Annotated in this window: 8 protein-coding genes and 1 tRNA gene; 8 read left to right on the forward strand and 1 reads right to left on the reverse strand. The window is 39.3% G+C overall.

Features of this window, described 5'->3' with window-relative positions; all coding sequences use genetic code 11:
- The first annotated feature begins 69 nt into the window (after nucleotides 1-69).
- From GSQ84_RS01185 to GSQ84_RS01215, 7 genes are all read left to right on the forward strand, one after another.
- A complete protein-coding gene (locus tag GSQ84_RS01185; RefSeq protein ID WP_158795417.1) occupies nucleotides 70-2445 on the forward strand; it encodes an ABC transporter permease in 2376 nt (791 codons plus the stop codon).
- Nucleotides 2446-2502: 57 nt separating this feature from the next.
- The gene (locus tag GSQ84_RS01190; RefSeq protein ID WP_158795418.1) at nucleotides 2503-4872 is read left to right on the forward strand and encodes an ABC transporter permease; all 2370 of its coding nucleotides are present in this window, start codon (nucleotides 2503-2505) and stop codon (nucleotides 4870-4872) included.
- Between the two features lie 23 nt (nucleotides 4873-4895).
- Nucleotides 4896-7280, forward strand: a complete 2385-nt coding sequence (locus GSQ84_RS01195; RefSeq protein ID WP_158795419.1) for an ABC transporter permease — start codon at nucleotides 4896-4898, stop codon at nucleotides 7278-7280.
- A 24-nt stretch (nucleotides 7281-7304) separates the two neighbouring features.
- Nucleotides 7305-9695, forward strand: coding sequence for an ABC transporter permease (locus GSQ84_RS01200; RefSeq protein WP_158795420.1), 2391 nt, complete (start codon nucleotides 7305-7307; stop codon nucleotides 9693-9695).
- Nucleotides 9696-9735: 40 nt separating this feature from the next.
- Entirely contained in the window at nucleotides 9736-10422 is a 687-nt protein-coding gene (locus GSQ84_RS01205; RefSeq protein ID WP_158795421.1) for an ABC transporter ATP-binding protein, read from the forward strand.
- A gap of 90 nt (nucleotides 10423-10512) precedes the next feature.
- Nucleotides 10513-11310: an ABC transporter substrate-binding protein gene (locus tag GSQ84_RS01210; RefSeq protein ID WP_158795422.1), complete on the forward strand. Its 798-nt coding sequence runs from the start codon at nucleotides 10513-10515 to the stop codon at nucleotides 11308-11310.
- A gap of 107 nt (nucleotides 11311-11417) precedes the next feature.
- Nucleotides 11418-11499 (forward strand) — tRNA-Leu (locus GSQ84_RS01215).
- A 92-nt stretch (nucleotides 11500-11591) separates the two neighbouring features.
- Here the strand turns inward: GSQ84_RS01215 and GSQ84_RS01220 are convergent.
- Entirely contained in the window at nucleotides 11592-12266 is a 675-nt protein-coding gene (locus tag GSQ84_RS01220) for a DUF6266 family protein (protein ID WP_158795423.1), read from the reverse strand.
- Nucleotides 12267-12642: 376 nt separating this feature from the next.
- Between GSQ84_RS01220 and tig the strand changes: the two genes are divergently transcribed.
- A partial coding sequence (gene tig / locus GSQ84_RS01225; RefSeq protein WP_158795424.1) for a trigger factor occupies nucleotides 12643-13952 on the forward strand: 1310 nt, incomplete at its 3' end.

The raw sequence follows: 13952 nt of genomic DNA on the forward strand, positions 1-13952 counted from the left end.
TGAATTAAATATAGCAGGTGTTTAGATCCAACCGCCCAATGATGGAAATTATAATTTAAGATAGATAACATGTTTAAACTCAACTTTAAAATAGCCTTAAGAAATATCTGGAAGAACAAAACTTCTTCGCTGATCAATATCAGTGGATTGGCTATTGGACTTGCCGCCTGTTTGCTGCTATTGCTTTATGTAGCTTATGAGTGGAATTATGACAGGCAAACGATTGATCCTTCCAACACTTATAAAGTACTCTCAAATTCTATTGGGGTTAACGGAGATATCACACAAACAGGAGGTAGTACCACTAATGCTATTGCGCCGCTGTTCAAATTAACTTATCCGGAGGTCAAAGCAGCAAGCCGGATTGACGATCTGGGAAAGAAACTCATTGCTAATGGTCAGAAAAGTTTAAAGCGGACAGCTCTTTTTGCAGATCCTGATATCCTGAAGATTTTTGATTATACTTTTATTGCAGGTGATGTCCGCACTGCGATGGCTGCGCCCAATACTATTATTGTTAGTGAGTCTACAGCGAAGGCATTATTTGGAACGGCAGACGTATTGAATAAAGTACTCCGTTATGATGATAAGACAGATTTGAAAATAACAGGTGTAGTGAAAGACTTACCAGGCAATACTTCTGTTTATTTTGATTTTCTACTACCATGGTCATTAGATGAAGCATTAAATAACTGGATAAAAGAACCTTCCTGGGGAAACTACAATTACCGTACAATGGTAAGAATGGAACCTGGAACTGATATCAATCAATTCAATGCCAGTATAAAAAAAATAATGAAACAACATGCTTCATGGTCAGATCAGCAGCTTTGGGTTTTTCCATTGAGCAAACTACATCTCTATGATAATTTTGTTAAGGGTGTAAGTGGAGTAGGCGGACAGATTGAACAACTGCGTTTGTTTATGGGGCTGGCCATAGGAATTCTTTTGATTGCCTGCATCAATTTCATGAATATGGCTACAGCCAAGTCAGAAAAAAGGGCTAAGGAGGTTGGTATAAAAAAAACTATTGGTGCTACGAGAAGTAGCCTGATTAGTCAATTTCTAATGGAATCTATGGTACTCACTTTATTTAGTTCTATCATGGGTATAGTACTGATAGAGTTATGTATTCCTCTGTTCAATCACTTGCTGGATATTCACCTGGATATTAATTATTCTAATTTTTTTATATGGATAAGTTTATTCGGAGTGATTTTATTAACAGGTCTTATTGCTGGCAGTTATCCTGCTTTTTACCTGTCCTCTTTTAACCCGACGCAGATTTTAAGGAAGCGAAATTTAAGAGGTGGCATACTTTCTATTAATCTGCGTCAGGTACTGGTAGTTGGACAATTTTGTTTTGCTATCATTCTGATCATTGCAACTGCAGTCATTTATAAGCAAATACAATACATTAAAAACCGGCCCATTGGATACGAAGTAAATGAGTTGGTTCAGATACCGCAGGATGGAGAGCTGAATGGTAAGTTTGATCTGTTAAAGGAAAGATTATTGAAATCTGGTGCAGTAAAAGCATTGTATCAATCATCGGGGACAATTTCAAAACCTACCTCATCATTTTCCGGTTTCGAATGGAGGGGCGCATCTGATGCCGATAAACTGATTAGTTTTAGTCAGCTGGCCACTACTTACGATTTCATTAAAACAACTGGTGTAAAACTGATCGATGGCAGGGATCTTTCCAGAAAATTCGCTTCGGATAGCGCCGGTTTATTATTAAGTGCTTCTGCAGCTAAGCTGATGAATTTAAAACATCCGGTAGGGGAACCTGTGCTTTTCCACGGCAACAAATTTACTGTGGTGGGTGTCTTTGAGGATTTTATCCTGGGCTCGCCTTCTTTTAAGGAAGCACCGTTGGTAGTAGCTTTTATTAAAGGCTGGGGAGGTACGATCACCATGCGTTTGAATAAAGCTAATACTGACTCTGATAATATAGCCACGATAGAAAAAATTGTTAAAGAGATTAATCCTGCTTATCCGGTTGAAATTTCTTTTGTAGACCAGCTCTATGCAGAGAAACTAAAAAATCAAAAGGTACTGGGAATATTATCCAATCTATTTGGTGGCCTGGCCATTTTTATTTCATGTTTAGGCTTATTTGGCCTGGCTGCTTACAGCGCGGAACAAAGAACAAAAGAGATTGGTGTGCGAAAAGTACTGGGGGCTTCAGTGGCGAGTTTGATGCAGCTGCTATCCCTCAGCTTTTTAAAAATGGTGATTGTTGCCATTATCATAGCTATACCCCTTGCCACTTATATGATGGATAACTGGCTAAAAAGCTTTGAGTTTCATACTACAGTAAGCTGGGTGATGATTGTGACGGCGGCGGTCGGCACAATGGTAATTGCCCTGCTCACTGTCAGTTACCAGGCTTATAAAGCTGCAAATGCTAACCCGGTGGATGCTTTGAAATACGAATAATATTCCTTGCCTGATCAATGTAAATGTTATTAATAACCATGCTTAAACCGATACGATATGTTTAAACTGAATCTCAAAATTGCTTTAAGAAGCCTGTGGAAGAACAAGGTTTCCTCTTTCATTAATGTGATCGGTCTGGCGATTGGCCTTGCAGCCTGTTTGATGCTGCTGATCTATGTTTCTTATGAATGGAATTTTGATAAGCAGGCTAAAAACTCAACTCATGTATATGAGACAATGACCAATGTTTTTGGTGATAAAGGTGAGATTATGACCACATTTGATGGTACGCCAACCGCCTTTGCCCCTTTAATTAAACAGGAAATACCTGAGGTGAAATATATCTGCCGGATAAATTATGGCGATAAAAGCCTGATTGCGAATGGAACTAACAGTTTTAAAAGAATAGCCAGATTTGCCGATCCGGATATCCTTCATCTATACGATTACCAGTTTATACATGGCGACCCGAAAACCGCAATGACTAGTCCGGGGTCTGTGATCCTTACCGAAACCACTGCCAGAATCCTTTTTGGCTCAACGGATGTACTGAATAAATCTGTCCGTTACCAGGATCAACATGAGCTGACAATCACAGGGATCATTAAAGATCTTCCGGCAAACAGCTCTAACCAATTTGATTACCTCATGCCCTGGTCTTTTTATCAAACAGTAGAGGAGCAGGCCAGGGATCTCAACTGGAGTAATTATGGCTATATCACGCTGATGTCTCTTGATCCGGGAGCAAACCCTGATCTGGTCAACAAAAAAATCACCGCAGTGGTGAAGGAAAAGAATGCACAGACATTTGCTTCGCATTTTATTTTTCCTTTAAACAAATTGCATTTATACGGAAAGTTTAAAGACGGAAAAAGTATAGGAGGAGATATTGAAAAGATCTGGCTATTTATGGGGTTAGCTTTTGGGATTTTACTCATTGCCTGCATCAATTTTATGAACATGGCTACGGCTAAATCAGAGAAACGGGCTAAAGAAGTAGGAATTAAAAAGACTATTGGCGCTACGCGGTCTTCATTGATTATCCAGTTCTTAACAGAATCCATGGTGCTGACTATGATCAGTATTATAATGGCTATTGCACTGGTAGAAATTTTTCTTCCGGCTTTTAATAACCTGCTGGATATGAAATTGAGTCTGGGTTACTTTAATGCTTACAGTTGGTTTGGCATTATGGGAATAGTTCTTTTTACGGGTTTAACAGCGGGCAGTTATCCTGCTTTTTACCTTTCCTCTTTTAATCCTATACAGACCCTGAAACGGAATATAAAAACCAAACACCTTTTTTCTATCAGTTTAAGGCAGGTGTTAATTATTGGTCAGTTCTCTTTTACTATCATATTGATCATAGCTACCCTGGTTATTTATAGGCAGATACAATATATTAAGAATAAACCTCAGGGTGTTGATATAAATGCCCTGGTAGAAATGCCGCAGGATGGAGCCCTAAAAATCAAATATGAAGAATTAAAAAGTCAGTTGATCAAAAGTGGGGCTGTTACCAGTGTAAATTCTTCTGTCTCTGGCTTAGCGCATCACGGCAACAATTTTAGCGGATTGAAGTGGCCCGGGATGAAAGAAGAGAATAAGATTATGTTTAATAAGGTACTCACGACAAGTGATTTTGTTAAAACGTCAGGCTTAAAGCTTTTACAGGGCAGGGATTTCTCTGAGAAATATGCATCTGATACTGCTGCGGTCCTGGTGAGCGCTTCTGCGGTTAAAACAATGGGTTTGCATAATCCTTTAGGGCAGGTAATCAGTATTTTTTCTGACCGGATGACGATCATCGGGATCTTTGAAGATTATGTATGGGATTCGCCCTATAAATCCAATAACCCAATGATCGTGAGTTATAGCAAAAATTATACTGGAACGATCACCATGCGGTTAAATCCTGCCAACAGCTTACAGCAAAATGTGGAAACTATTGAAAAAATAACCAAACAAATGAATCCAGCTTATCCTGTAGAAATCAACTTTTTAAGTGCAATCTATGCCAATATGCTTCAGCAGGAAAAAACCCTAGGTTTATTGTCTAATCTTTTTGGCGCACTGGCCATATTTATTTCCTGTCTGGGATTGTATGGTCTGGTCGCTTACAGTGCGGAACAGCGTACCAAAGAATTTGGTGTAAGGAAAGTGCTAGGGGCCTCGGTATACAGCCTGATGGAACTCTTATCACTGTCTTTTATTAAGATGATAATGATAGCAATATTGATCGCCGTCCCCGTAGCTTATTACGTGATGGGAATATGGCTGCGGAATTTTGAATTTCACACCTCAATCTCGTGGTGGATTATTCTAATTGCAGCCTGCGGAACGTTAGTGATGGCTATTTTAACAGTAAGCTGGCAGGCTTATAAAACAGCCAGGGCTAATCCTGTTGATGCCTTGAAATACGAATAATTCATTCTTAGAACTATCTTATCATGTTTAAACTGAATTTTAAAATTGCGCTGAGAAACCTTTGGAAAAACAAAGCTTATACCTTTATCAATGCCGGCGGACTGGCGATAGGATTAGCCAGTTGCATGTTACTGCTTTTATATGTTACTTATGAATTGGGTTACGATAAACAGTTTACCCATTATGAAAATACATACATTGTTTATAGTAATCAGAAGAATGCAGGTGAACTAACTACGAATGCCTATACACCAGCTGTAATGGCATCCGAATTGAAGGCCAAGATACCCGGTGCAATTGCTGTTTCACATTCTACTTATCCGGAAAATCATTTGATCAGCTATAAAGAAGGAAGTTTTAACAAACTAGGGCTATTTGGTGATCCCGACTTTTTGAAAATACTGGACTATAAATTTTTAAAAGGCAATCCAGCCAGTGTACTGAGGGAAGTTAATTCGGTTATCCTGACAGCAACGATGGCCAGGAACCTTTTTGGCTCGGAAGATCCTATCAATAAAACGATTAAAATAGACAATAAGGAGTGGTTAAAGGTGGAAGCTGTAATTGAAGATGTGCCTAAAAACAGTAGTATCCAGTTCAGCTATTTGATGCCATGGCGACTATTGGCTCAGGAGAATCCTGCAGTAGAGTACGGAGGTTGGGGGAATTTTTCTTATTTAACTTTGGTGCAATTACAGGGGGAGCAATTTTTTTCACAGGCTAATGATCTGATCAGGACAGTTTATAAACAGCATGATAGTTATTCAACGATGGAGGCTTTTCTACATCCTTTATCCAAATGGCACTTATATGCTCAATTTGAGAATGGGAAATCTGTTGGAGGTAAGATTGGTCAGGTGCGGATTTTTCTGCTGCTCGCTGTCTGTATTTTACTGATTGCCTGCGTCAATTTTATGAATCTTTCTACCGCAAGATCAGAAAAAAGGGCAAAAGAAGTGGGCGTAAGAAAAGCCATAGGATCTTCAAGAAAATCCTTGATCGGACAGTTCATGCTTGAGTCTTTATTGCTTTCGTTTTTAGGGATGCTGGCGGCTTTTATTTTGCTGGAAGTAGCTTTGCCTTATTTTAATAACTTATTGAACATTCAGCTGGCCATCTACTATACAGATTGGAAGTTCTGGTCGGCTTTGATTGGGCTAACGCTGCTTACGGGTGTTGTTGCGGGTAGCTATCCCGCCTTTTATCTCTCTTCTTTTGAGCCTGTAAAAGTATTAAAAGGATTCAAAACGGGCGGAGGTTCTTCTTTATCCATACGGCAGGTCTTAGTCGTGTTTCAATTTTCATTTGCTGCTTGTTTAATTGTTTGCACAGCAGTGATCTACCAGCAACTGAACTATATCAGGAATAAACCCATTGGATATAGCAAAAATAATCTGCTGGAGATCAGGATTGATGGCAACCTGAAAAGCAAAGAAAAACTTCAGCTGCTGGAAGACCAGTTGCTGACTTCTGGGGCGGTTACCCATGTGGCTCACTTTAACCAGAGCATAAGTGAAGGGGGTATGCTTACCTGGGGTGTAGACTGGCCGGGGAAAAACAAGAACGATGAAGTCATTTTCGCCTATAGGAGTACAGGATATGGTTTCGCAAAAACCATGGGTACCCCTATGGTATTGGGGAGAGAATTCTCTCCGCGGTTTGCAGATTCTGCCAGTGTTATTGTAAATGAAACCGCAATTAAGATTATGGGTTTAAAAAATCCAATAGGTTCTTATTTTAAGGCGGATGATAAACGGGTGAAGATCATTGGTGTAATGAAAGATTTCGTTATGGAATCTCCTTATGAGCGGGCTAAACCTATGATTATAGATAACCAGATGAATTTTTCAGACGGTCAAATGACCCAGGTTAGGGTGATCGTCGCACGCTTAAATACCTCAGAAAATATCAGTTCATCAATTGATAAAATTGACGGAATATTTAAAGCTATTAATCCTGGTTTTCCGGTACAGCGGAAATTCGTAGATGATAATTTTGAAGCTAAATTTCAAAACGAAAAACTATTGGGTACCATGGCCAATTGGTTTGGTGGTTTTGCCGTGTTTATTTCCTGTTTAGGTTTATTGGGACTCGCTTTGTTTATGGCGGAGCAGAGAAAGAAGGAAATCAGTATCAGGAAAGTGTTGGGGGCCAGTAACCTGAATATTGTTACCCTGTTGAATAAGGAATTTATCAGGCTGGTTGCCCTTGCTAATCTGATGGCATTCCCGCTTGGATATATTGTAATGAACCACTGGCTGTCGTCTTATAGCTTTAGAGTAGCCATATCCTTTCTACCTTTTGCAATTGCCTTATGCCTGTCATTGCTCATTGCCATCTTAACGGTGAGTGTGCAGTCGGTAAAGGTGGCAAACGCCAATCCAATTGATGCTTTGAAATACGAATAATATTCACTCCTAAAACGCCCTGAAATGTTTAAACTCAATCTCAAAATCGCTTTAAGGAACCTTTGGAAAAATAAAGGTTATACGTTTATTAATATTGCCGGTCTTTCCATTGGAATGGCTAGCTGTATACTGATCTTCATCTTTATCAGGTACCAGTTAAGTTATGATCAGCAGTTTAAAAATAAGGACAGGATCTATCGTGTAGTTTCCTATTTTAAATATGCAGGAGGCGAAGAATTCCAGAATGGCGTTCCGCATCCACTAGTGCCTGCCATGCGTAATGATTTTGGTATGCTGGAACAGGTAGCGGCGCTGCAAAGTTCTGATGGCATTTTTAAAATCAAGGATGCACATGGGACGGTAAGGCTTAAAACTGATGAGCAGGCATTTTACATCGAACCTCAGTTTTTTAAGATATTCGACTATCCCTGGCTGGAGGGAGATCCTCAGAAAGCTTTATCTGCCCCAAATACAGTTGCACTGTCAGAAGATATGGCGGTTAAGTTTTTTGGCGACTGGCACAAAGCCGTTGGGAAATCAATTAATTACGAAAATAAAACGGACCTTAGAGTAACTGGTGTTTTTGCTAACATTCCGGAAAATAACAGTAATCCTATTGAAATAGCTATCTCTTATGCAGGTTATGAAGATCGGAACATGAAAAACTGGGGTGCCGTATCTTCGGGATCTGAGTGTTATATTTTGTTAAAGCCCGGTGTAAATATTGCGGATCTTGCTAGCCCTAAAGCTGCGTTTCTTAAAAAATATTATCCGATAAAAGGGGTAGAAGAACCAGACCATATTTTCCAGCCCTTATCTGAGATCCACAAAGATCAGCATTATGGTAACTTCTCGGGAAAAACAACCAGCAAGTCTGATATTCTTGGATTGATTGTGATCGGTATATTTTTGTTGATTACGGCCTGTATAAATTTCATTAATTTGGCTACGGCGCAAGCCGTAAGCAGGTCGAAGGAAGTAGGGGTAAGAAAGGTAATGGGCAGTAGGCGCAAACAGTTGATGTCACAGTTTCTAATGGAAACAATGACGCTTACTGTAATCGCTCTTTTATTCGCCTGTGTGATTACTGAGGCGGCATTACCCGGGATGGCTTCATTATTTAAAGAGAAGATCACCTTTAGCCTGATAGAAAATCCTGTCATTTTCGTTTTTATGATAGGTATGGTATTGTTTGTTGGTTTTTTTGCCGGATTTTATCCCGCCATGGTCATGTCCGGCTTTAGTCCTGCTTTGGCGATTAAAAATAAGGTCAGTTTAAGTCACACAGGGGGAGGGGCATTACGTAAGATACTGGTGGTGGTGCAGTTTGCGATTACCATTATCCTTATCACCGGTACGCTGGTTATCCTGAAGCAGATGAAATATATGCGGGAGAAACCACTGGGATTTAATTCCTCTGCAGTTGCTAAAGTTTCTGTACCCTGGGATAGTTTGAGCGTTTTGAAATTTAATATCCTTAAAACCCGCATATTAAAAGAACCAGGCGTGCTTTCTGCATCTTTTTGCAGTGAGGCACCTTCTTCAACTAATAATTCGATGAGTTCATTTTCTTTTGATGGATCAAAAGATGCAGACTTTCAGGTTAACTCTAAGTCGGCAGATGAAGATTATTTCAAAACCTTCGGCCTGCAGTTCTTAGTGGGCAGGGCGTTGTCAAAAAGTGATACTATAAAAGAGTTCGTGGTTAATGAAACCTTTTTGAAAAAATTGAACATCGTAAATCCACAAGATGCCTTAGGAAAAATAGTGGACTTTGGAGGGGCCAGGGCACCGGTTGTGGGTGTAGTAAAAGATTTTAATAATTTGAGCCTGAGGCGGCCAATTTCACCCATCATTCTTTTTTCCAGGAAAAAGTATTCAAACTATATTGCGGTAAAGATGGATGCCCATCAAATTCCTGCCGTGATGAAAAACATTGAAGTCATCTGGAACAGCTATTTTCCGGATAATGTTTACCACTCAATTTTTGTAGAAGATAGTATCAATAAATATTATCAGAATGAGAGGGTGATGGGAACATTATTCAGGGTCTTTGCCGGGGTGATCATTTTCATATCTTTCATTGGTCTGTTTGGGTTGGTATCTTTTGTTGCTACACAAAGAACAAAGGAAATGGCAATCAGGAAGGTGTTGGGTGCTTCAACGCTGGAGCTGGTTAAAATGTTGAATACAACGTTTATCATCATGGTGTTTTTTGCTAACCTGGTGGCCTGGCCTATAGCTTATATCTTTATTCATCAATGGCTTTCTGGTTATGCTTATAGGATAGAAATCAGTATCTGGCCCTTTGCTGTGGCCATGTTTATCTCTATGGGCATCACATTGCTCACGGTAAGTTTGCGGTCGTATAAAGCTGCGAGAACAAATCCTGTTGATGCATTGAAATACGAGTAAATGCTTTTATTAATTAAACAATATTATATTTAATCATAAGATGATCAAACTAGAAAATATAGAAAAATATTACGCCAATAAAGGATTGAAAAGTTATATCCTCAGACATGTAAGCACTACAATTGAGCAGGGTGAATTTGTATCTATCATGGGGCCTTCCGGCGCGGGAAAATCTACCCTGCTGAACATACTCGGTATGCTGGAAGAACCTACTTATGGTACTTATGAATTTATGGGTGAAAATGTAACAGCTTTAAATGAGCGGAAGCGGATTGAATTATACCGTAACCATATTGGTTTTGTCTTCCAGGCCTATCACCTGATTGATGAAATGACTGTTGCTGAAAACATTGAAGCTCCGCTATTGTATAAAAAAATTGGTAGTGCAGAGAGGAAAAGCAGGGTGGCAGATATGCTGGACAGGTTTAATATCGTTGGAAAAAAAGACTTGTTCCCCAATCAGCTTTCTGGCGGACAGCAGCAGCTGGTTGGAATTGCGCGTGCACTTGCCGCTCAGCCTTCTATTATACTGGCCGATGAACCGACTGGAAATTTGCAATCCGCGCAGGCATTGCAGATCATGGAACTGTTTAAAACGCTGAACAGGAAAGAGGGAATTACCATTATACAGGTTACCCACGCAGAAGTAAATGCTGCCTATGGTTCCCGTATTCTGCACTTGCTCGATGGTGTCATTAAAGAAGATCTGAATCTAGTTAATGTTTAATTATCTATTACATCAAGCGGACGATCGGGAGCAGTATCAAAGAAACTGAAATGGATAGGTTTTAGGTACATTGGTTACTATCTTTGCTCCATGCAAAAGATCTTTACTGATCAGCTTGGCAGGGAAGTTAGTATTAACTATCCGCCTAAGCGGATCATTTCAATAGTACCTTCACAAACTGAGCTGTTATTTGAACTGGGCTTGTCGGAGGAAATTATCGGTATTACCAAGTTCTGTGTTCATCCTGCAAAACATTTTAAAGAAAAAACCAAAGTAGGAGGAACCAAAAAGCTTAATCTGGAACTTATCAGAAGCCTTCAACCCGATCTGATCATTGGAAATAAGGAAGAGAATACCAGGGCAGAGATAGACTTGTTAAGTGAAGAATTCCCGGTCTGGATAAGTGACGTTACTACTTTAGAAGATGCCATGAAAACAATCACACAGATTGCCGAACTGGTAGACCGGCAGCCTGAAGCTGCTTATCTCAATTTTCTGATCAGTGCCGGATTCAATGATTTGCAGACTTTAGCCTTACAGCAGGGGATAGATAAAAAAGTTATTTACCTGATCTGGAAAGATCCTTATATGATAGCAGGTAAGGATACTTTTATTGATGATATCCTGACCAAAAATGGGCTGACCAATGTGATCAGGGAAAGCCGTTATCTGGAAATTGAGTTAGAAACGATCATCGCGTTAAAGCCAGAATTGGTTTTCCTGTCTTCAGAACCTTATCCATTTAAAGAAAAACATATTGCTGAGCTTAGGTCTGCCATTCCGGATGCTAAAATTATGCTGGTTGATGGTGAAATGTTCTCGTGGTTTGGCAGCAGACTGGTTAAAGCAGTGCAATATCTTTTCCAATTTCAGAAAGAACTAATTTAAATTGGCTTAGAATGAATGATTTAAGGAAGTTAAGTAGAAATAAATACAAAAGGTTTTTGAGAAGTGATAACTATCCCTATCTTTGCAGTCCTAAGAAACTAAAAAACGCGGATGTGGCGTAATTGGTAGCCGCACCAGACTTAGGATCTGGCGCTTCACGGCGTGGGGGTTCGAGTCCCTTCATCCGCACAGAACGATAAAAAGCAGTCTTAACGGACTGCTTTTTTGTTTTCCGGGCATTTTTTGAAGGCATCGAATGTCGGCAAAAAATGTAAAATGTCTTAAATTTTTTCCGGAGTCTGAAAAATAAAATTCCCCAGATATACGCTATCTGATTGCCTGCTGCGGTCTGCAGCTAAGAAAGCAAGATAACAATGGAAGGTTGCTGCTATTAATTTTTTGTTTTTGATACCGGCGCCGGGTATTTTAAGGATAGCTTCGCCGGTTTCTCTAAATGGCCCGGTGGTTAAATGATATGCAACCCGATTTTGGACATCGTAAGCAAGAAGCATGGCTTGGTCATAAATATTCATTCCTGTCGCCAATACATTATCCCAGGTGAATTTCAAATGAGATTCATCCAGTTTGGTTGCCGTCATGTTCGAAGCCAAAGGCAGATTGCCATAACTTACTTTTGCCAGCGCAGGATTGATAGTTAAATCAGGTGTTTTACCCTCAAAAGCATTCAGCAGCAAGTGAGACTTTGCAGCATTGTAACCCTGCGAATTTTCTTTGTAATGGAATCCTTTGAACCCCTGTTTTACAAAATCCAAGAGCGGGTACAACCATAGATGTGCCATTTTGAATTTGTTTCGGTTTTGCTTTTCGCCCTTTTTAGCAGGTTTAGTCCTTTTTTTGTATTCCCCTTTAACATAAGGTTTTCCGTCGATCGACGAGCCATGTAATGCTCCCACTTTTCCTTTGAAAGCATACTCTTCTTTAATGAATTTCCCCATTTTGATCTATATTTTGGTTTACTCTAATTTAGAGTAAACCAATTTAAGAAGCAAATTAATCCGATAAAAATTCACTAAAAATTCAATAAAAACGCACAGAAAACCCAGTGAAAATGCAGTCAATGAGTGTGCTTTCACTGGGTTTTCTGTGCGTTTTCTGTGCATTTTCACTGGGTTTTCTACTTTTTAACCTGCCGCTAACCTCCCTCTGTTTTTCTGTCTAAAAAAGGAGGTGCCTAAAACATCCTTTACAAAATTATTTTTACTGCCTCTAATTCAAGAAAAAGTAATACTTTTGGCACCCTATAAGGAAAAACTATCCAAGGCCTATTTTGGGAGATTTTCAAAGGACATTTTAAAACATTGATTCAGAAAGATGAATATTACACAGGAAAAAATTGACGATTTAAACGCAGTTGTAAAACTTAAAATTTCGCCTGAAGATTACGCTGAAAAAGTCGATAAATCTATAAAAGACCAAGCTAAGAAATCTACGCTCCCAGGTTTCCGTAAAGGAATGGTTCCGGCCGCACACATCAAAAAGATGTATGGCAGAAGCATTTTAATTGAAACTATCAATACATTATTAAGCGAGAACCTGAATACATACCTTACAGATAATAAAATTGAAATCTTAGGTCAGCCTGTTCCAATGCTGAACGATGCCAAAGATTTTAAATGGGATGGGTCAGACGAGTTTGAGTTTGACTACGAAATTGGTTTAGCTCCCGTAGTTGATGTTAAAATAACTGCAAAAGATAAATTCGTTCAATACAATGTAAAAGCAGACGAAGAAACTTTAGCTTCCCGTATTAAAAATATCCGTCGCAGCTATGGCAAAATGACAAACCCGGAAGTTTCGGCAGACGAAGATGTACTTTATGCCGAATTAGCACAACTTTCTCCTGATGGTTCAGTTTTTGAAGGTGGCATCACCAGTACAGGTTCTATCCGCCTGGACCAGATTAAAGATAAAGCGATTCTTAAATCTTTAATCGGTTTGAAAAAAGATGATGTAGTTGAACTGGATGTTCGGAAAGCTTTTGAAAACAATGAAGCAGTAATTGCCAAATTGTTGAACATAGGCGAAGAAGAAGCCAAAGATGTACAATCTAAATTTCAGGTAACGGTTAAAAATGTAAACCGTTTAGGTGAAGCGGATCTGAACCAGGAGTTCTTTGATAAAATATTTGGTGAAGGTGTAGTAACTGACGAAGCTGGTTTTACTGCAAAGATCACAGAAGAGATTGAAGGTATGTTCAAACAGGATGCCGACCGCAAACTGCAGAATGACATTTATACTCAGTTAACTGAAACTGTGAAAATTGATCTTCCGGACGACTTTTTGCGTAAATGGTTAAAAGTGACTAACGAGAAATTATCTGATGCTGAACTGGCTGAAGGTTATGAAGATTTTGCAAAAAACCTGAAATGGACTTTAATTGAAAATAAGATCATTAAAGACAACAGCCTTGAAATTAAATACGAGGATGTGTTTGCAACTGCAAAACAACGCTTAGACGCACAGTTCAAAATGTACAGTCCGGCTCCGATGCCTGAAGATCAGCTGGCACAATACACAGCTACTTTCCTTCAGGAAAAAGATAATGCCAACCGTATCTTTGAAGAAGTAAAAGCGATTAAAGTTTTTGAATACATTCAGTCGGCTGCTACTTTAGACCAAAA

This window comes from Pedobacter sp. L105, from assembly GCF_009765875.1.
GTDB lineage: Bacteria > Bacteroidota > Bacteroidia > Sphingobacteriales > Sphingobacteriaceae > Pedobacter.

Bases quoted from the DNA above. Each gene is read 5' to 3' on its own strand.
- GSQ84_RS01185 (WP_158795417.1), top strand. From the start codon at position 70: ATGTTTAAACTCAACTTTAAAATAGCCTTAAGAAATATCTGGAAGAAC.
- GSQ84_RS01190 (WP_158795418.1), top strand. From the start codon at position 2,503: ATGTTTAAACTGAATCTCAAAATTGCTTTAAGAAGCCTGTGGAAGAAC.
- GSQ84_RS01195 (WP_158795419.1), top strand. From the start codon at position 4,896: ATGTTTAAACTGAATTTTAAAATTGCGCTGAGAAACCTTTGGAAAAAC.
- GSQ84_RS01200 (WP_158795420.1), top strand. From the start codon at position 7,305: ATGTTTAAACTCAATCTCAAAATCGCTTTAAGGAACCTTTGGAAAAAT.
- GSQ84_RS01205 (WP_158795421.1), top strand. From the start codon at position 9,736: ATGATCAAACTAGAAAATATAGAAAAATATTACGCCAATAAAGGATTG.
- GSQ84_RS01210 (WP_158795422.1), top strand. From the start codon at position 10,513: ATGCAAAAGATCTTTACTGATCAGCTTGGCAGGGAAGTTAGTATTAAC.
- GSQ84_RS01220 (WP_158795423.1), bottom strand. From the start codon at position 12,266: ATGGGGAAATTCATTAAAGAAGAGTATGCTTTCAAAGGAAAAGTGGGA.